The 18478-nt window shown below is 58.1% G+C and carries 18 protein-coding genes; 10 read left to right on the forward strand and 8 right to left on the reverse strand.

The window, feature by feature from the left end; all coding sequences use genetic code 11:
- Nucleotides 1-47: 47 nt before the first annotated feature.
- The 5 genes from uppS to rpsB form a co-directional block, all read right to left on the reverse strand.
- Nucleotides 48-809 (reverse strand): polyprenyl diphosphate synthase, encoded by a 762-nt coding sequence (gene uppS, locus GTQ55_RS11385; RefSeq protein ID WP_161858841.1) that lies wholly within the window; start codon nt 807-809, stop codon nt 48-50.
- Nucleotides 809-1366 carry a ribosome recycling factor gene (frr, locus tag GTQ55_RS11390; protein ID WP_161858842.1) on the reverse strand — a complete coding sequence of 186 codons (558 nt, stop codon included), beginning with the start codon at nt 1364-1366 and terminating at the stop codon, nt 809-811. Before frr ends, uppS begins: the two co-directional genes overlap by 1 nt.
- The gene (pyrH, locus tag GTQ55_RS11395; protein WP_161858843.1) at nt 1363-2100 is read right to left on the reverse strand and encodes a UMP kinase; all 738 of its coding nucleotides are present in this window, start codon (nt 2098-2100) and stop codon (nt 1363-1365) included. The genes frr and pyrH overlap by 4 nt, the downstream gene beginning before the upstream one ends.
- A gap of 290 nt (nt 2101-2390) precedes the next feature.
- Nucleotides 2391-3254, reverse strand: coding sequence for a translation elongation factor Ts (gene tsf / locus GTQ55_RS11400; RefSeq protein ID WP_161858844.1), 864 nt, complete (start codon nt 3252-3254; stop codon nt 2391-2393).
- A 133-nt stretch (nt 3255-3387) separates the two neighbouring features.
- Entirely contained in the window at nt 3388-4137 is a 750-nt protein-coding gene (rpsB, locus tag GTQ55_RS11405; protein WP_161858845.1) for a 30S ribosomal protein S2, read from the reverse strand.
- A 483-nt stretch (nt 4138-4620) separates the two neighbouring features.
- Here rpsB and map point away from each other — a divergent pair, with 483 nt between their 5' ends.
- From map to dapE, 7 genes are all read left to right on the forward strand, one after another.
- Nucleotides 4621-5391 carry a type I methionyl aminopeptidase gene (gene map / locus GTQ55_RS11410; RefSeq protein WP_161858846.1) on the forward strand — a complete coding sequence of 257 codons (771 nt, stop codon included), beginning with the start codon at nt 4621-4623 and terminating at the stop codon, nt 5389-5391.
- Between the two features lie 122 nt (nt 5392-5513).
- On the forward strand, nt 5514-8249 hold the full coding sequence (locus GTQ55_RS11415) for a [protein-PII] uridylyltransferase (RefSeq protein WP_161858847.1): 2736 nt from the start codon (nt 5514-5516) through the stop codon (nt 8247-8249).
- A gap of 72 nt (nt 8250-8321) precedes the next feature.
- Nucleotides 8322-9497 carry a succinyldiaminopimelate transaminase gene (dapC, locus tag GTQ55_RS11420; RefSeq protein ID WP_161860130.1) on the forward strand — a complete coding sequence of 392 codons (1176 nt, stop codon included), beginning with the start codon at nt 8322-8324 and terminating at the stop codon, nt 9495-9497.
- Nucleotides 9498-9516: 19 nt separating this feature from the next.
- A complete protein-coding gene (gene nth / locus GTQ55_RS11425) occupies nt 9517-10185 on the forward strand; it encodes an endonuclease III (protein WP_161858848.1) in 669 nt (222 codons plus the stop codon).
- 38 nt (nt 10186-10223) lie between these two features.
- Complete coding sequence (locus tag GTQ55_RS11430; RefSeq protein WP_161858849.1) at nt 10224-10568, forward strand: ArsC family reductase; 345 nt, start codon at nt 10224-10226, stop codon at nt 10566-10568.
- A 61-nt stretch (nt 10569-10629) separates the two neighbouring features.
- Nucleotides 10630-11661: a 2,3,4,5-tetrahydropyridine-2,6-dicarboxylate N-succinyltransferase gene (gene dapD / locus GTQ55_RS11435; RefSeq protein ID WP_161858850.1), complete on the forward strand. Its 1032-nt coding sequence runs from the start codon at nt 10630-10632 to the stop codon at nt 11659-11661.
- A gap of 399 nt (nt 11662-12060) precedes the next feature.
- Nucleotides 12061-13191, forward strand: coding sequence for a succinyl-diaminopimelate desuccinylase (dapE, locus tag GTQ55_RS11440; protein ID WP_161858851.1), 1131 nt, complete (start codon nt 12061-12063; stop codon nt 13189-13191).
- Nucleotides 13192-13256: 65 nt separating this feature from the next.
- Here dapE and GTQ55_RS11445 read toward each other — a convergent pair whose 3' ends face one another.
- The 3 genes from GTQ55_RS11445 to GTQ55_RS11455 form a co-directional block, all read right to left on the reverse strand.
- A complete protein-coding gene (locus GTQ55_RS11445; RefSeq protein ID WP_161858852.1) occupies nt 13257-13634 on the reverse strand; it encodes a hypothetical protein in 378 nt (125 codons plus the stop codon).
- 7 nt (nt 13635-13641) lie between these two features.
- Nucleotides 13642-14193 carry a flavodoxin gene (locus GTQ55_RS11450; protein WP_161858853.1) on the reverse strand — a complete coding sequence of 184 codons (552 nt, stop codon included), beginning with the start codon at nt 14191-14193 and terminating at the stop codon, nt 13642-13644.
- A gap of 283 nt (nt 14194-14476) precedes the next feature.
- Nucleotides 14477-14974, reverse strand: coding sequence for a Spy/CpxP family protein refolding chaperone (locus tag GTQ55_RS11455; RefSeq protein ID WP_161858854.1), 498 nt, complete (start codon nt 14972-14974; stop codon nt 14477-14479).
- A gap of 263 nt (nt 14975-15237) precedes the next feature.
- Between GTQ55_RS11455 and GTQ55_RS11460 the strand changes: the two genes are divergently transcribed.
- From GTQ55_RS11460 to GTQ55_RS11470, 3 genes are all read left to right on the forward strand, one after another.
- Nucleotides 15238-15942, forward strand: a complete 705-nt coding sequence (locus tag GTQ55_RS11460; RefSeq protein WP_161858855.1) for a response regulator transcription factor — start codon at nt 15238-15240, stop codon at nt 15940-15942.
- A gap of 9 nt (nt 15943-15951) precedes the next feature.
- Nucleotides 15952-17325 carry an ATP-binding protein gene (locus GTQ55_RS11465; RefSeq protein ID WP_161858856.1) on the forward strand — a complete coding sequence of 458 codons (1374 nt, stop codon included), beginning with the start codon at nt 15952-15954 and terminating at the stop codon, nt 17323-17325.
- Between the two features lie 173 nt (nt 17326-17498).
- Entirely contained in the window at nt 17499-18206 is a 708-nt protein-coding gene (locus tag GTQ55_RS11470) for an SRPBCC family protein (RefSeq protein WP_161858857.1), read from the forward strand.
- The last annotated feature ends 272 nt before the right edge of the window (nt 18207-18478 follow it).

The following is an 18478-nucleotide window of genomic DNA, read 5'->3' on the forward strand; positions in this document are numbered from 1 at the left end:
GACCGGCCGCATCGGGAATTTCAGCCGGGTCAACTTTGCGTCAGCCCTCAGGCCTGCGCCTCCAGGTCTCCCTGGCTGCGCCCACCATAGCGACGATCACGTCGCCGGTACGCGTCCAGGGCGCAATCCAGCTCAGTCGTATCAAAATCCGGCCACAGGGTTTCCGTAAAGTAAAACTCACTGTAGGCCGCCTGCCAGAGTATGAAGTTACTGATACGCTGTTCGCCACTAGAGCGAATCAACAGGTCGACCGGCGGCAGATCCGACAACTGCACATGCTCACCCAACGCCTCGTCATCAATGGAGTCCAGTGAGCGGCTGCCATTGACAACCTCTTCGGCCAATGCGCGGGCCGCCTGGGCGATATCCCACTGACCGCCGTAATCGGCAGCGATCACCAGCGTTCCGCTGTTACCTTCTCTGGTCAGCTCTTCTGCATCCGCAATCGCCCGCTGCAATCGCAGCGAAAAACGGTCCCGGCGACCGATCACCCTCAACTGCACCCCCTGCTCGCGCATTTTGCGTGCCTCGCGGCGCAGGTAAGACTGAAACAGCGTCATCAACAGCTCCACCTCTTTGGGCGGACGCTGCCAGTTTTCACTGGAGAAAGCGAACAGCGTAAGGACCTCCACATGACGCTCTTTACAGGCCTCAATCAGGTCCCGAATCCGCTCCACACCGGCTTTGTGCCCGGCCGAGGGTGACAACCCCCTGCGCGCAGCCCAGCGACCGTTGCCATCCATGATGATGGCAACATGCCGGGGGCCCGGCCGCTCATACGCTGTCACACCGGTACCACCTGTAGACATCAAATTTCCATCAGGTCTTTTTCTTTCACTGACAGTGCCTTTTCCACTTCAGCGACGTACTTGTCGGTCAACTTCTGGATTTCATCCGATGCACGACGCTCGTCGTCCTCGGAGATTTCCTTGTCCTTTACCAGCGCCTTCACTTCCGCCAGCGCATCGCGACGGTTGTTGCGGATGGAAACACGCGCTCCTTCCGCTTCGCTCTTGGCCTGCTTGATAAAGTTTTTCCGGGTTTCTTCCGTCAACATTGGCATGGGAATGCGGATGACCGCACCGGCGGTGCTCGGATTCAGGCCGAGGTCGGACTTCATGATGGCCTTCTCGATCTCCGGCACCAGGTTCTTCTCCCAAGGCGTCACAGAAAGGGTTCGCGCATCTTCCACGTTGACATTGGCAATCTGGGACAGCGGGGTGTCCGATCCATAGTAGGAGACCTGAATGCCGTCGAGAATGCTGGGGTGCGCTCGCCCGGTGCGAATTTTGTTGAAGTTGCTGCCCAGGGCTTCCAGGGCTTTCTTCATGCGCCCTTCCGCTTCTTTCTTGATATCGTCAATCACTGATCCACATCCTCTTCAATAAGTGTACCCTCTTGACCGCCCACAACGATGTTCAGCAACGCGCCGGTCTTGTCCATACGGAAGACCCGCACAGGCATGTTGTGCTCACGGCAGAGGCAGATTGCAGTTAAATCCATAACGCCGAGCTTTTTGTCGAGCACCGCGTCATAAGTGAGGCGGTCGTATCGGGTAGCATCCGGCACCAGCACCGGGTCGGCGGAATAAACGCCATCGACTTTGGTCGCCTTGAGCACCATTTCCGCTTCAATTTCGATGCCGCGCAGACAGGCGGCGGAATCGGTGGTAAAAAACGGATTGCCGGTCCCGGCCGCAAAAATCAATACTTCTCCACGCTCCAGGTAGCGGATTGCCGCGCGGCGATCATAGTGGTCTACGATCCCACTCATCTGGATAGCAGACATCACACGGGATGAAATATTGGAGCGCTCCAGCGCATCACGCATAGCCAGCGCGTTCATGACGGTAGCCAGCATGCCCATGTGGTCACCGGTCACCCGGTCGAGACCGGCCGCATTCAATGCCGCACCGCGGAACAGGTTGCCGCCACCAATGACCAGGCCGACCTGGACGCCGATTCCTACCAACTGCCCAATTTCCAGTGCCATTTTATCCAGCACCTTGGGACTGATACCAAACCCCTGCTCGCCCATCAGCTCCTCTCCGCTGAGCTTTAACAGGATTCGCTTGTACTTGCGGTCTTTAATACCTGGCATCCCTTGTTCCTCAACTGTCACGGGCTAAATTCTGTGTTGAGACGCAAACCGCATTCCGGATTGCGCCCGCCGAACATTACAACAATTTCGGCGCTTTACCTATGGCCCTGCCGCTCAGGAGGGCTCATTAACTCTATATTCAGCCCAGCCAACAACCCAATCGCTCAAGTTTTGAACACCGAATTGGCCCAGGCCAGATACTACAGCGGGGTGCCCCGGAAGTATTCTGATGAACACCCCGGGAGCACCCCGCTGGCGCCAGCGGCTCAAGGCCGCCGGCAATTCAGACATCAAGAGGAGGATTTCACCTGCGCAGCCACTTCTGCTGCGAAGTCCACTTCTTCCTTCTCAATACCTTCGCCCACTTCAAAACGCACGAAGCTGATCACGTCGCCACCTGCGTCCTTCACCAGTTTGGCGATGGAAACATCCGGGTTCTTGACGAAAGGCTGTTCCACCAGGCTGTTTTCCTTGAGGAACTTCTTGATTCGGCCACCCATCATCTTCTCGACGATTTCGGCAGGCTTGCCTTCCATATCCGGCTGCGCCTTGATGATTTCCTTTTCTTTTTCCAGCACTTCCGCCGGCATATCTTCCGGCTTCACAACCTGCGGGTTAACCGCGGTTACGTGCATGGCTACGTCGCGCGCAGTCTCAACGTCCGCACCGCTCAGGGCAACGATTGCCGCGATACGGTTGTTGGAGTGTACGTACGCACCAACTTTGGCCGCTTCAACCAGCTGAATACGACGCACGCCGATGTTCTCACCGATCTTCTGAACCAGCGCTTCGCGCGCTTCTTCCAGCTCACCCTGCATCAGGGCTGCAACGTCTTCCTGACGCTCGGCAAATGCCTTGTCGACAACCTTGCCAACAAACGCCTGGAAGTTGTCATCGCGGGCAACGAAGTCAGTCTCGGAGTTCACTTCTACCAGAACGCCGTAGCTGCCATCTTCGGCAACCTTGGCAGCAACAACGCCGTCTGCCGCGGTACGGCCGGCCTTTTTGGCCGCTTTCAGGCCAGAGGCCTTGCGCAGATCTTCGATCGCTTTTTCGATATCGCCATCGGCCTCGGTCAGTGCTTTTTTGCACTCCATCATCGGCAGGCCGGTGCGCTCACGCAGTTCTTTTACCATTGACGCGGTAATCGCCATGATTCAATCCTCGGGTTCAGATTCAAATTCTTTGATGGATTTGAAAAAAAGGGGCCGGATAAGTGGCCCCTTTTCCCTGCAGCGTAACCCAATAATGTTACACCGCCAGTAGCCTGCGGCTATGACTCAACAATTAGGAGTCAGCAGCAGCCTGATCGTCGTTTGCTTCTACGTATTCGCTCTGCGCAGCAGCACCGCCAGCTTCGGAGATACCGGCGACAACCGCGTCGGCCACCGCAGTGGTGTACAGCTTGATAGCGCGGATGGCGTCATCGTTGCCAGGGATTACGTAGTCAACGCCTTCAGGGCTGCTGTTGGTATCAACAATGCCGATTACCGGGATACCCAGCTTGTTGGCTTCCTGAATAGCGATGCGCTCGTGCTCAACGTCAATCACGAACAGTGCGTCAGGCAGGCCGCCCATGTCTTTGATACCACCGATGGAGCGCTCAAGCTTCTCCATGGTGCGGGTGCGCATCAGGGCTTCTTTCTTGGTCAGCTTCTCGAAAGTACCGTCCTGAGACTGAGCTTCGAGATCGCGGAAACGCTTGATGGAAGCGCGGATGGTTTTGTAGTTGGTGAGCATACCACCCAGCCAGCGGTTGCTGACGTAGGGCTGACCTGAACGCTCGGCCTGTTCCTTGATGGACTTCTGCGCAGCGCGCTTGGTACCAACAAACAGAATCTTCTTCTTCTGCGCTGCCATGCCTTTGATGACTTGCAGGGCTTCGTTGAAGGCCGGAACAGTGTGCTCCAGGTTGATAATATGGATCTTGTTACGGGCACCAAAGATGAATTCACCCATCTTAGGGTTCCAGTAGCGGGTCTGGTGGCCAAAGTGGACACCAGCCTGCAGCATATCGCGCATGCTGACTTGCGGCATAATAAACCTCAGTTATCACGTGGAAGCGGCGGACTTTTACGGCTGCCGATCGCTTCCCGGGTTACATCCTCCATACACCCCATTCACCAATCCCCACCTTCAGAAACTGACTGTGAAGACACCCAGGAGAATGTGCCGGTATATGTGCGGCGTTTGTTCGGGGCAGAGAAAAACCCACCCCGTTTGGTTAGTTTCGCCTGGGCACCGCCCAAAGCGGCGCGCTTTATACCACATTACGCGAAGAGCTGGAAGTATAGCGCCGCAAGGAATGCGCCTGAGGCCACCCGAACCCGCGGCCGTCGGGGCGCCTAAGCCCAGCTCGCTCCGCCGGTACCCGCTTCCTACCATAAGGTGCGCGGGGCGAAAGGCCCGCTAATGCTGCAAAGCGGTAATTCCGCTACAATATCGCGCCGCATGCGCCGCACCTCGACAGAAGGCGGCCGCCAAAGCACCCAAAAATGTAGAGAATTTCCGGGAATATCCATGACCAACGCCGTAAAGACCCCAGAACAGATCGCCAAAATGCGCACCGCTGGCCGACTGGCCGCCGAAGTGCTGGAAATGATTGGCGAGTATGTCGTTCCCGGTGTCACCACGGAAGAGCTGGATCGCCGCTGCCACGACCATATCGTCAATGTGCAGAAAGCGATCCCCGCCTGTCTCGGTTACCGCGGCTTTCCCAAGTCCATCTGCACCTCCGTGAACGAGGTAATCTGTCACGGCATCCCATCGGAGTCGAAGGTGCTGAAAAAAGGCGACATCATCAATATCGACGTCACCGTGATCAAAGACGGTTGGTACGGCGACACCTCGAAGATGTACTTCGTCGGCAAACCCGTCCCCCATGCCGAGCGCCTGGTCAAAGTGACCCAGGAGTGCCTGTACAAGGCCATCGAGATCGTGCGTCCCGGAACCACACTTGGCGACATCGGTCACGTTATTCAGCAGCATGCGGAAAAGAACTACTACTCCGTGGTCAAGGACTTCTGTGGCCACGGTATCGGCGACGTATTCCACGAAGACCCGCAAGTACTGCACTACGGCAAACCCGGTACCGGACAGGCACTGGAAGAAGGCATGACGTTTACCATCGAGCCCATGATCAACGCCGGCAAGCCCGGCAGCCGGGTGCTGCGTGACGGCTGGACCGCTGTTACCGTGGACCGTCGCCTCTCCGCCCAGTGGGAGCACACCATGGCGGTAACCGCCGATGGCGTAGAGATCCTGACCGCGCGCAAGGAAGAATCGTTTTAAGCCGGTAGTCACTCACCGCAAAGCTCGCGCGAACATGGCCTCCAGGGCCAGGGAAGGAACAACCGGCCCACCGTGACTCCGCATACATGCGTGGCCACGGCGCCGAACCGGAATCGACATAAATGAGCTCCATCCAGCTGGCCCAGATCCCGCATTTCGAAAAACCCCTGTTCTTCTTTGACCAGTCCCGTTTCCGACGCGACCTCAAGGCCGGTGAGCGGCCCACACTGGAAATATTCAAAGACGCCGTGGGCGCGGCCGATACCCATATGGCACGTCGCTTTCGCGAGGGTGAGGATGTACGCACCCTGGTCTATGAACGCGCCCTGTTTGTGGACTGCCTGCTGCATTACGCCTGGCACCAGTTTCAATGGCAGGACGACATCAGCCTGCTGGCGGTCGGCGGCTATGGCCGGGGCGAACTGCACCCCAAGTCCGATATCGATCTGCTGATCCTCAGCCGGACCAGGCCCGATGGCGACACGGTGGACAATATTGAGCGCCTGGTCGCCTTCCTCTGGGACCTGAAGCTTGATATCGGCCACTCCGTAAGAACCGTGGATCACTGTATCGAGATGGCGGCAGAGGACATCACCGTCGCCACCAACCTGATGGAGTGCCGTACGGTTGTGGGCAATCCGGCGCTGCACCAAGCGCTGGCCGAGCGCATGACGCCCGAGAACATCTGGCCGGCGGACAAGTTTTTCAGCGCCAAGTACGCGGAACAGGAGTCTCGCCACAGCAGGCAGCAGGGTGCGGAGTACAATCTGGAACCCAATATCAAGAATGCTCCCGGCGGACTGCGGGACATTCAGACCATCAACTGGGTAGCCAAACGTTACTTCAAGGTGCGTACCCTCAAGCAGCTACAGGGCAAGGGGTTCTTCACCGAAGAGGAGTTCGCCATATTGCAGTCCGGCGAGGACTTCCTGTGGCGTGTGCGCTATGGCCTGCACCTGCTGGCCGGGCGTCCCGAAGAGCGCCTGTTGTTCGACTACCAGCGAGAGCTGGCACGGGAATTCGGCTATAAGGACAACGACACCCACCTGGCGGTTGAGCAGTTCATGCACACCTACTACCGCATCGTGATGGCGCTGCGGGAACTGAACGACGTGATGCTGCAGTTCCTCGACGAGGTGATTCTGCAGCGGGGTAAACACCTGCCAGTCACCCCCATCAATGAGCGGTTCCAGCTGCGCGGCAACACGATTGAGGCGACCGTCACCCGCACCTTTATCGAGCACCCGCCGGCACTGCTGGAAATTTTTGTGCTGATGGCCAATAACCCGGAAATCCAGGGCGTACGGGCCTCCACCATCCGCCTGATCCGCGAACACCGACACCTGATTGACGACCAGTTTCGTGCGGATCCGACCAACACGCGCCTGTTCATGCAGCTGCTGCGCAGCCCCCGCGGGCTCTCCACCCAGCTCACCCGCATGACCCGCTATGGCATCCTTGGTCGCTACCTGCCGGAATTCGGCCGCGTCACCGGGCAGATGCAGCACGACCTTTTCCATATCTACACCGTGGACGCCCACACCCTGCAGGTAGTGCGCAATATGCGCAGCTTCCGTGGCGAGGATGCCTGGGAAAAATTCCCACTCGCTGCCGAAATCCTGTCGCGCATGCGCAAGCCGGAACTGCTGTACATCGCCGGCCTGTACCACGACATTGCAAAAGGACGCGGTGGCGACCACTCCAAACTCGGCGTCGTGGATGCCGATGCGTTCGGTCGACGTCACGGGCTCTCCGCACGGGATCGCCGCCTGGTCTGCTGGCTGGTGGAAAAACACCTGCTGATGAGTGCCGTATCCCAGAAGCAGGACATTTCCGACCCCGAAGTGGTCCACGCGTTTGCCGCCGAAGTGGGCGACCGCGAGCACCTGGATTACCTGTTTGCGTTAACCGTCGCCGACATCAATGCCACCAACCCGGACCTGTGGAACAGCTGGCGTGCCAGCCTGATGCGCCAGCTCTACCAGCATACCCAGCGCGCCCTTCGCCGGGGACTGGAAAACCCCATCGATCGCGACGAGATCTACATCGAAACCCAGGCGCAGGCGCGCAACATGCTTCGCGCTATGGGCCTGCCCAGCAATGCCGTCGAAGATATCTGGTCAGAAATGGGGGAAGACTACTTCGTCCGCGAGAGCGCCGACAACATCACCTGGCACACCGCTGCCATTTACCAGCTGCAAAAGGACCCGGAGCGCGACGAAGACAGCGATACCGTGGTGCTGACCCGCAACTCCGGCCCCGGTGAACACGACGGTGCCACGGAAGTGTTCGTATATACACCGGACCGGGCCAACGTATTTGCGGCGGTGGTCACCGGCCTCGACATGCTGAACCTGAACATTCACGATGCGCGGCTTTACAGCTCCGCCGGCGGTTATACCCTGGACACCTTCTACGTGCTGGATGAGTCGGGGCAGCCGCTGCTGGACGAACCGCAACGCCTGGAGCAGATCCGCAACACCCTGCAACAGGAACTGAAACTGGTGGAGGACTACTCCAAGGTCATCAAGCGCCGCACTCCGCGACGCCTGAAAATGTTCCACCTGCCCAGCCAGGCCCATATATCCACCGAGCCGGAAGATACGTACAGCACACTGGAGATCACCAGTGCCGACCGACCTGGCCTGCTCGCACGAATCGCGCGGATTTTTATCACCCACGATCTGCGCCTGCACAACGCCAAAATTTCCACCCTCGGTGAGCGTGTCGAGGATATTTTCCATATCACCGATGCGGACGATCAGCCGCTCACCGATAAAACACTGATCGAAACCCTGGAACAGGCCATCTGCCAGGAACTGGATGCACACCAGGCAACGTTGCCACCACAACCGTGAGTGGCAACGTGCGTTTAGAGATTGGCAATTAACATTGGCATCGCGAACAAATCGCCAGCAAACAGAAAAATGATGAACCCGAATTTGCAACAGCTGCAGCCCTACCCTTTCGCGAAACTGGCGAAACTAAAAGAGGGGCTGGAAACACCCGAGGGACTGGCCCATATCGCGCTGTCGATTGGCGAACCCAAACACACGCCTCCAGCCTTTGTGCGCGACGAGCTGATCGACAATCTCGACAAACTCGCTGCCTATCCACTGACCAAGGGGCTGGACCCGTTGCGGGAAACCATTGCCCACTGGCTTTGCGAACGGTTCAAGCTGGATGCGGTTAGCCCGGAAACTCAGGTGATTCCGGTCAACGGCACCCGCGAAGCACTGTTCGCCTTCGCCCAGGCCGTGGTTTCGCCGGGCGCTAAAGTGCTGATGCCCAATCCCTTCTACCAGATTTACGAAGGCGCGGCCTTTCTCGCCGGGGCCACCCCGCACTTTATTAACTGCGGGGCAGAGACCGAGTTCAAACCGGATTTTGACGCCGTGCCCGAAGCGGTCTGGCAGCAGTGTGAACTGCTTTACCTGTGCACCCCGGGCAACCCCACCGGCGCTCTGCTGGACATCGACGATCTCAAACGATTGATCGCGCTCTCGGATCGCTACGATTTCACCATCGCCTCTGACGAATGCTATTCGGAACTCTATTTCGACGAAGCAAGCCCTCCCCCCGGCCTGTTACAGGCCTGCGCAGAGCTCGACCGTCATGATTATCGCCGCTGTGTGGTATTCCACAGCCTGTCGAAACGCTCCAATCTGCCCGGCTTGCGTTCCGGCTTCGTCGCTGGCGATGCAGAAATCCTGGAAAATTTCCTGCTTTACCGTACCTACCACGGCTGCGCGATGCCGGTGCCGACACAATACGCATCAATCGCCGCCTGGCAGGACGAACAGCACGTGCAGGAAAACCGCGCACTTTATCGGCAGAAATTTGACGCCGTGCTGGAAATCCTCGATGGCTGCCTCGATGTGCAAAAACCACAGGCGAGTTTCTACCTGTGGCCCAAGGTAGGCGATGGCGAAGCATTTGCCCGCGAGCTGTTCCGCCAGCAGAACATCACTGTCCTCCCCGGTGCCTTCCTGGCCCGCGAGGCCAACGGCGTAAACCCGGGCGCAGAGTATGTGCGCATGGCGCTGGTGGCGACGCTGGATGAATGCATCGAAGCGGCAAAACGTATCAAGCAGTTTTGCCAGTGAGCGCTCGGGCGAAGTAAAGATGACAGTAAAAAATCTTTTGAAAAATGAGCGTGTGGAGTTTGTGCTCAACCGGCTCGAAGAACTCTATCCGGAAACCCCGGTACCACTGGATCACTTCGATGCCTACTCACTGCTGGTGGCGGTACTGCTTTCGGCACAGTGTACCGATGAACGGGTAAACCAGGTCACCCCTGCCCTGTGGGAACTCGCAGACAACCCGTACGACATGGCGAAAGTACCCGTGGAGGATATCCGCGCGGTAATCCGCCCCTGCGGGCTTTCACCGCAAAAGTCGAAGGCAATCCAGAAACTCTCCGAAATACTGGTCAATGAGTACCACGGCCAAGTACCGGAAAACATGGCCGCGCTGGAAACCCTGCCGGGAGTCGGCCATAAAACCGCGAGCGTGGTGATGGCTCAGGCCTTTGGCCACCCCGCCTTCCCCGTGGATACCCATATCCACCGTCTGGCCCAGCGCTGGGGACTTACCTCCGGTAAAAATGTAGTACAGACAGAGAAAGACCTGAAACGCCTGTTCCCCAAAGACAAATGGAACAAACTGCACCTTCAGATCATTTTCTACGGGCGCGAATACTGTAGCGCGCGCGGCTGCGACGGCACAGTGTGTGAAATCTGCACCACCTGTTATCCAGCGCGCAAGCATCCGAAAAAAATCAAGAAAGCCTGAGCAGTCTGCTCGCCAATGAAAAATCCACAGGAAAGACCATGATTACCGTTTACGGCATCAAGAATTGCGACACCGTAAAAAAAGCCCGCAAGTGGCTGGAGCAGAATAACGTGGAATATCGGTTCCACGACTTCCGCGAGGATGGTATGAACGCGGTACCACTGACTCAATGGATCGAAGAATTTGGATGGGAGCAGGTCCTGAACCGACGCTCCACCAGCTGGCGCGCGCTCAGCGATGCGCAAAAGACAGAAATGAGCAACGGCAGCGCTGCAGCCCTCGCCAGTGAAACCCCCACCCTAATAAAGCGTCCGGTAATGACCAAAGGCGATAGTACACTGTTCGGCTTCAAGGCCGACAGCTATGCCAGTTTCGTCAAGTAGCAGACAGCGCTTACGCGAAATACATTACTCAATAATTCAGACTCAGGAAAAGGAAACCATCATGAGCAACGTCTACAGCATCGGCTTCGGCATCGGCACCTGCAACAGCAAGGGCGAATGGCTTGAAGTCTACTTCCCCCAGCCCTTGCTGAACCCGGCCGATGAAATTGCCAGCGCGGTTAACGGCGCCCTCAACATCGAAGGTGGCAATGTAGCCGTAGCGCTGGAGGAAGCGCAGCTGCAACCACTCGCTGATCAGCTGGAAAGCGCCGGTGCCAGCGAGCAGGCCGCAATCCTGCGCCAGTTTGCCGGCAGCCAGCGCCCTCTGGTAGCCGTGGTTCTGCACAGCGACGAGGCGCCGCAGTCCGTGCCCGAGTCCTACCTGAAACTGCACCTGCTGTCGCACCGCCTGGTAAAACCTCATGGCACCAAACTGGACGGCATTTTCGGCCAGCTGGCTAACGTGGCATGGACCAACCAGGGCGCGATCGACCTGGAAGAACTGCCCCAGCGCCAGCTGGAGGCGCGTCTCAAGGGAGAACTGCTTGAGGTCTCCTGCGTAGACAAGTTCCCGAAAATGACCAACTACGTAGTACCCAAAGGGGTCCGTATCGCACATACCGCACGTGTTCGCCTTGGCGCCTATCTGGGCGAAGGCACCACCATCATGCACGAGGGATTCGTAAACTTTAATGCGGGTACCGAAGGCCCGGGCATGATCGAAGGTCGTATTTCTGCTGGCGTATTTGTGGGCGCCGGTTCCGATCTGGGCGGCGGCAGCTCCACCATGGGCACCCTTTCCGGCGGCGGTAACATTGTGATTGCCCTGGGTGACGGCTGTCTGCTGGGCGCAAACTCCGGCACCGGTATCCCGCTGGGCGACCGCTGCACCGTCGAGTCCGGCCTCTACATTACCGCCGGTACCAAGGTTGCGGTACTAGATGACAAAGGTGAAGTCGCCGAGTCCGTCAAAGCCCGTGACCTGGCAGGCAAATCGGATCTGCTATTCCGTCGCAACTCTGCCACCGGTGCGGTTGAGTGTCTGACCAACAAAAGTGCCGTCGAGTTGAACGCTGAGCTGCACAGTAACTAATTTTTTTGCGTAGCTACCGGGCTCCCTTTTATCGGGCTCCGGTGGCGGCAAAGCACTGGGTGGAGCCTTTCGGACTCGCTGTGAATACATCCCTGTACGCTCCGGCGGTGCCATCCATGGCACCGACGGTTCCGAAAGGCCCCACCCAGCGCTCTGCCTTCAGCCAACATATTGCACTTCGAATTACAGCACCGGGTAACCCGCTGAACTAAATCAGCGCATCGACGCTCAACGCGCAGGCCCGGCTGGCGGGGACTCCTTGCGAGACCTTCCGCGAGAGGGACCTCGCGGAAGAGCCCCCATGGATGGGTTCACGGCGTGTCTCGCAAGGAGTCACCGCCAGCCGGGCCGCCACCTAACAGGAACAGTGCTCCCCAAAACCACGGAGCCCAAAACAAAATGACACCAACAGTACAACTAACCTGCGACCTCATCAGCAAAAGATCCGTAACCCCAGAAGACGCCGGATGTATGCAATTGATGCTGGAACGCCTGGAGAAAATCGGCTTCAAAACCGAACACCTGCGCTTCGGTGATACCGACAATTTTTGGTCCGTACGCGGCGAAGAAGGCCCATTGTTCGCCTTCGCCGGCCACACCGATGTGGTCCCAACCGGACCGGAAGAAAACTGGCAATACCCGCCCTTCGAGCCGCAAATTGTCGATGGCATGCTGTATGGCCGCGGCGCCGCCGATATGAAAGGCTCGCTGGCCGCCATGGTCGTCGCCTGTGAGGAATTCGTTGCCGCATACCCGGACCACAAAGGTCGCATCGCCTTCCTGATTACCAGTGACGAGGAAGGCCCGGCCAAACACGGCACCGTAAAAGTGGTCGAATGGCTGGAAGAACGCGGGGAGAAAATCGACTGGTGCCTGGTGGGCGAACCCTCCAGCACCACCCTCGCCGGCGACGTCATCAAAAACGGCCGCCGCGGTTCTCTGGGACTGGAGCTGACCGTATTCGGCATTCAGGGCCATGTGGCGTATCCGCACCTGGCGGAAAATCCGGTGCACAAACTGGCACCGGCACTGGCCGAGCTCGCCGCCGAGGAATGGGATAACGGCAACGACTTTTTCCCGGCTACCAGCTTCCAGGTATCCAATATCAATGGCGGCACCGGTGCGACCAATGTGATTCCGGGAGACGTAAAAGTCGTGTGCAACTGGCGCTTCTCCACGGAAACCACCGCGGAACAACTGGAAAACCGCGCCCGCACGATTTTTGACAAGCATGGACTCAACTATGAGGCCAACTTCAACCTCTCCGGCCAACCCTTCCTCACTGCCGAGGGGCCGCTGGTTGAGTCCGCGCAGGCCGCGATCAGAAAAGTGACCGGCCGAGACACCGAACTCTCCACCGCCGGTGGCACTTCCGATGGCCGCTTTATCGCACCCACGGGCGCTCAGGTCGTAGAGCTGGGGCCAGTCAATGCCACCATTCACAAAGTAAATGAATGTGTAAAAGCGGATGACCTGGACATGGTCAAAGACATGTATCGAGAAATTTTGACCGGACTACTCGCGGAATAAACCCGCTCCGGGAACAAACAAAAAACGCGGCTGTTAGCCGCGTTTTTTTTGTACATCCGGACATCTTAATGCAAGCGGCCGTGCCGGACCGTAGTCACATCAGGCTCGCTTTCATCAAAGCCGTGCGCCATCACAAAGTAATAAAGCACCTGCTCCTGGCCATCGGCTTCCGCCATCAGGTCAAAAATCACTTCATCTTTCTCACCCGGTGTCATGCGTACCGAGCTAACCATCTCCGGTTCAACAAATACTTCACCAATCAGGCGTTTGCCACGTACCAGCTGTACGAGCAGTGTACGGGCATCCTCCTGGGTAAAGCGCCAGTGGAAATCATCGTCATCGTACAGGATGGAATCCGGGGTGCCGGCGCGCAGAATACAATTGCAGTGATCAGCAAGCCAGGGCCAGAACTCCTGCAACGCGAGGGTGTCGGTGGTTGGCATGGCAGGGTCAGTCCTCCAGCCGCGCGACGCTTTCGGCCCCGCCTTCAAGTCCGAACTCCTCGGCAATTTGCTCACACCAGTCGTTCAGGCGGGCAGCGGTAAGCTCTTCCTGCTGGTCCTCATCAATGGCAAGGCCAACGAAAATATTCTGGCCCGGCACCTCTGCCTTGGAGGCTTCGTATTCATAGCCAGCAGTGGGCCAGTGACCGACAATCGCGGCACCATTGGCCACAATCACGTCGTGCAGCATGCCCATCGCATCGAGGAAGTAATCGCCATAGCCGAACTGGTCACCCAGGCCGAACAACGCCACGGTTTTGCCGGTGAAGTCGATCTCCCGCACATCGTCCCAGAAGTCTTCCCAGTCGGACTGGATCTGGCCGAAATCCCAGGTGGGAATCCCGAGAATCAGTTGCTCGTAGTCACCGATTTCCAGCTGCGTCACATCGGCGATATCGTGGATATCCACTCGCTCCTCACCCAGCCGCGCCGCGATGCGCTGGGCAATGCCTTCGGTGTTGCCTTCGTCACTACCGTAAAACAGGCCGATCTTGCTCACTGTATCTCCTCAACTGCCAGAAACTGCCCCGAAATGACTTCCAGCGAGACAGGTTGCCGGGACACATTACAGCCCGGTTGGGGCGGGCATTTTCCCAACATTAGGCAGGCACGGCAAGGCGCATGGTGCGGCGAGGGGAAATAGTCGCCGAAATAAAAAAGCCCCTGTGTGAAACAGGGGCTTTTGCGGGGCTAACTGCCGCTGGGGCGGGTTTCAGCAGCCTGGCCAGGCTATTCAATACGCTTGAAAGTCGCCCATGCCTGATGGAACCCGCAGTCCGGAGTTAGCTTTCGTCTGTCTTCCAGCGCTTCTTGCGTTCCTCATAGCGTGCCTTGCGCTCTGCCTTCATTTCTTCCAGCTTGGCTTTCTGCTCATCGGTCAGAATAGCCTCAAACTGGGCGTGCATCTGCTGCCTGCGCTGCATTTTCTGCACTTCAAGCTGGCCCAGTTTGGCACCGAGAGCGTCCAGGGTAGCCTGGTCGGCGCCGGACTCGATCGCTTCACGCAGCTGCTTGTGCACCGCATGGGCTTCCTGCCGATGCGCCTTGCGGGCTGCCTTGCTGGCCTCGCGGTCAGCCTTCAATTGCGCTTTCTGCCCCTCGGTCAGCTCCAGCTTTTCGGCCATGCGCTCGTACATACGCTCCATGTGATGACCGCCGCCATGGTGGCCCTTGTGACCGTGGTGGCCACAGTCTTCATCCTGGAATGCCAGGACCATGCCCGAGGTGGTCAGCGCGCTGCCCAGTACCAGGCTACCTGCGAGTGCTTTCCATTTGTTCATACGTTCGTCCTCAAATAATGCCGACTGATGGTATCGGCTGTCGGTATGCAGTATTCAGTGGGTCGAGTTTCGTGTTTTCCGAGTCGATAGGTGCATACTAGGCTCACGGACTGTAAACAGGGGATAACCGCAGTAAACATTTGTTAAGAACGGTAAAAGACATCATAGGTTCCCCCGGAAACGGTATCTCCTGCGCATATAATCCTCCCATAAAACGACAAATACCCCGAAACAGAAGCGATTTAACCGGACACAGTATGCCCATGAGCCATATCCTGCTGGTCGACGACGACACTGAACTGACAGAGCTGCTGCAAGAGTTTCTGGTGGGAGAGGGGTTTGAAGTGACCGTAGCCAACGACGGCGGGCGTGGGCTCGAGCTTGCCCGCAGCCAGCCGTTCGACGCACTGGTACTGGACGTGATGCTGCCGGTGCACAACGGATTTGACGTTCTGCGCAAACTCCGTGAAGACGCCGCCAACCCGGGGCACTCGCTGCCCGTGGTGATGCTCACGGCCAAGGGCGACACCGTGGACCGCATTGTAGGACTGGAGATGGGCGCAGACGACTATCTGCCCAAGCCCTGTAATCCACGGGAGTTGGCGGCACGCCTACGCGCCATCTTGCGGCGTGGGCGTACCGAGATAGGCACGACCGACGACAACCTCACCAGTGGGCCCCTGCGCCTGTTGCCCCGTGAACACCAGTGCCTGTGGGCCGAACAGAGTGTCAGCCTCACCGGTGCCGAATTCTCCGTGCTCAAGGTGCTGGTGGAAAACGCCGGAGAAGTCGTCAGCAAAGAGGTTCTGACGGAGCAGGCACTCGGGCGCAAGCTGATGCCCTACGACCGCTCCATCGATGTCCACGTGAGTAACATCCGCAAAAAGCTGGCTGAACAGGGTGCCAGCCGCGAACTGATCATCAACATCCGCGGTGCCGGATATATGCTCACGCGAAGCCAGGGGTAAGGGGACTCCATGAGCAGTCTTTTCGGCCGAATGTTTTTCGGTGCCTGGCTCACAGCCGTGATCATGGTGCTCGCCGCGGTGTACATCACCCACATTCGCGAGTTTGGCGACCCGGGACAGAAAGATCGCTGGGAAGGTCCTGAGCTTTTCCGGGAAATCACCCACAACCTGCGCATGACCCGCCGGCACGGTACCGAACATTTCCGCCACTGGCTGGAACGCCAGCCGAAAGATGTCAGGGACAGGGTCTTCGCGATCGACCGCAATGGCGCGGAAATTTTGGCCCGCCCGATTCCCCGCTCCATGGCCCCCTTGTTCAGTGCCCTTAACTACCGCAATCGCGAGGCCCACGGCCTGGTGGAGAAAAAACCCAGTGTGGCTTTCTTCGTGCCCAGGCGCGGAGGCGACAACCTGCGCGTAGTGTTTATCGCCGGCAAAAGTAAAGGGGAGCTGTTGTTACGATTTGTGCTGCGCAGCTTCTGGCCCATTCTGGTACTGGCCACCCTCGCCTCCGGGCTTGCCTGCTACTGGCTGGCACGTTACCTGAGCAAACCTCTGGACAACTTGCGTACTGCCACGCGCCGGGTAGCCGCCGGGGATCTGAGCTATCGGGTTACCCCAACCCTGCGCGGCCACAGCCGGGAGTTGGGTGAGCTGGCGGCGGATTTCGATTCCATGACAGCGCAGGTACAGGAGTCCATGGCCGAGCAGAGGCGCCTGATCAAGGATGTCTCCCATGAACTGCGATCACCGCTGGCGCGCCTGCAGGTTGCACTGGGTATTGCCCGCCAGAAAAACGTGCAGGTGCTGGATCCAGAGCTCGACAAGATCGGCAAAGCCGCGGATTACCTGGAGGATATTATTGCCGACATCCTATCCCTGCCGGTGAGCGGCGCTGATGAACGCCCACTGGATGATGTGGTGGAGATCAACAGCCTGCTCGCGGCGCTGACCGATGAACTGAAAGATGAAGCCAGGGGCAAGGGGGTTCACTTCGATATCCTCAATGCCAACCTCGAGTTGCTGGTAGCCACCCGTGGTAGCTCGCTCACTGCGGCACTGGAGAACATCCTGCGCAACGCCATCAAGTACAGCATTGACGGTGGCCAGGTGGCCGTGGCGATAGAACACGCTGGCAACCAGTGCACAATTCAGGTTACCGACTCTGGCAACGGCGTGCCTGAATCGGAGCTTCAGGCCATCTTCCGACCGTTTTACCGCACGGATGAGGCTCGCACTCGCGAGAGCGGTGGCTTTGGACTGGGGCTCGCGATCGCCCAGCGCACAGTTGCACAGCACAATGGCAGTATCGAGGCGTTCAATGCGCCCGGTGCAGGCCTGGCAATCCGGGTCACACTGCCGCTACTCGACAGCATATTTTGAGACGCCGGTGCAATTTTGTTCCGCGACCGGGCCTCGCTGGCGAACAATGACACCAACCATTAAACTCCTAGAACATAGCTGTATGTGCGGCAGCCCCTTCTCACACCGGCTGCCACCACAAAAGCAGCCCGGCCTTAGGCCGGTTTAAGGAACCTGACTGGGGGAAGTCCATCGTGCGCTGGATACTGTACATTCTTGTTTTTCTTGCCCTGCTGGTGCTCGCCGGCTTTCTCTTTCCACGGGTAGCCACTACTGAGCGCAGTGTCTATATCGCTGAGCCTCCGGATGTGGTTTTTCCCTATGTAAACAATTTCCGCAACTTCAATAAGTGGTCGCCCTGGTACGAGATTGACCCGGACACGGAATACAGTTACGAGGGGTTCCCGGAAGGCAACGGTGCGGTGATGAAGTGGAACAGCGACAATCCCAGCGTGGGCACCGGCTCGCAGACCATTACCGCCAGTGAACCCTATTCCCGGGTAGCCATGGTCCTGGATTTCGGTGCCCAGGGTAAAGCCGACGCGGAGTTCACCCTGCAACCCCAGGGCAGCGGCACCAATATAACCTGGTCCTTTTCTTCAGAAATGGGCGGGGGGCCCATCGCCCGCTGGATGGGCCTGATGGTGTCCAGAATGGTGGGAAAATCCTACGAAGAGGGCCTGCAAAAATTGAAAACCGTGGTAGAGGCGGACGCCGCAGCTAGCGGGCGGGGCTCATCCGATACGGCCACACCTGCGCCTACGCCCACCGAACCCGGCACCCTAGAACCAGACAACGTCGACCCGGATATGGAAAATCAGATTATAGAGGGGGACGACATAGAGGAACCGGATACCGACGGCGACGCGCTGGAGGAATTCGATCAGGAAGAGCAACCCTGACAGACGCAAACGTTACATAACAAATAAAAAAGGCAGCTTACGCTGCCTTTTTTATTTTTACAGGATGGGAGTCATCCATCCGGACTTATCATCTGCGCCGGGATGGCTTGGCACTGCCTTTTTTCGCAGCACCTGTTCCTCGGGAATCTTTCCCGAAGGCACCCTTTCCGCTCGGGCTCTTTCCACCCGGACCCTTTCCACCCGGGCTCTTTCCACTCGGACCTTGGCCGTGAGTAGTCTTTCCATGAGCGCTCTTTCCATGCGTACTCTTC

It is taken from the genome of Microbulbifer hydrolyticus (genome assembly GCF_009931115.1).
Classification (GTDB): Bacteria; Pseudomonadota; Gammaproteobacteria; order Pseudomonadales; family Cellvibrionaceae; genus Microbulbifer; species Microbulbifer hydrolyticus.

Bases quoted from the DNA above. Each gene is read 5' to 3' on its own strand.
- GTQ55_RS11445 (WP_161858852.1), bottom strand. From the start codon at position 13,634: ATGCCAACCACCGACACCCTCGCGTTGCAGGAGTTCTGGCCCTGGCTT.
- nth (WP_161858848.1), top strand. From the start codon at position 9,517: ATGACAGTAAAAAATCTTTTGAAAAATGAGCGTGTGGAGTTTGTGCTC.
- tsf (WP_161858844.1), bottom strand. From the start codon at position 3,254: ATGGCGATTACCGCGTCAATGGTAAAAGAACTGCGTGAGCGCACCGGC.
- GTQ55_RS11465 (WP_161858856.1), top strand. From the start codon at position 15,952: ATGAGCAGTCTTTTCGGCCGAATGTTTTTCGGTGCCTGGCTCACAGCC.
- map (WP_161858846.1), top strand. From the start codon at position 4,621: ATGACCAACGCCGTAAAGACCCCAGAACAGATCGCCAAAATGCGCACC.
- dapD (WP_161858850.1), top strand. From the start codon at position 10,630: ATGAGCAACGTCTACAGCATCGGCTTCGGCATCGGCACCTGCAACAGC.
- pyrH (WP_161858843.1), bottom strand. From the start codon at position 2,100: ATGCCAGGTATTAAAGACCGCAAGTACAAGCGAATCCTGTTAAAGCTC.
- GTQ55_RS11415 (WP_161858847.1), top strand. From the start codon at position 5,514: ATGAGCTCCATCCAGCTGGCCCAGATCCCGCATTTCGAAAAACCCCTG.
- rpsB (WP_161858845.1), bottom strand. From the start codon at position 4,137: ATGCCGCAAGTCAGCATGCGCGATATGCTGCAGGCTGGTGTCCACTTT.
- GTQ55_RS11460 (WP_161858855.1), top strand. From the start codon at position 15,238: ATGAGCCATATCCTGCTGGTCGACGACGACACTGAACTGACAGAGCTG.
- GTQ55_RS11430 (WP_161858849.1), top strand. From the start codon at position 10,224: ATGATTACCGTTTACGGCATCAAGAATTGCGACACCGTAAAAAAAGCC.
- dapC (WP_161860130.1), top strand. From the start codon at position 8,322: ATGAACCCGAATTTGCAACAGCTGCAGCCCTACCCTTTCGCGAAACTG.
- uppS (WP_161858841.1), bottom strand. From the start codon at position 809: ATGTCTACAGGTGGTACCGGTGTGACAGCGTATGAGCGGCCGGGCCCC.
- dapE (WP_161858851.1), top strand. From the start codon at position 12,061: ATGACACCAACAGTACAACTAACCTGCGACCTCATCAGCAAAAGATCC.
- GTQ55_RS11455 (WP_161858854.1), bottom strand. From the start codon at position 14,974: ATGAACAAATGGAAAGCACTCGCAGGTAGCCTGGTACTGGGCAGCGCG.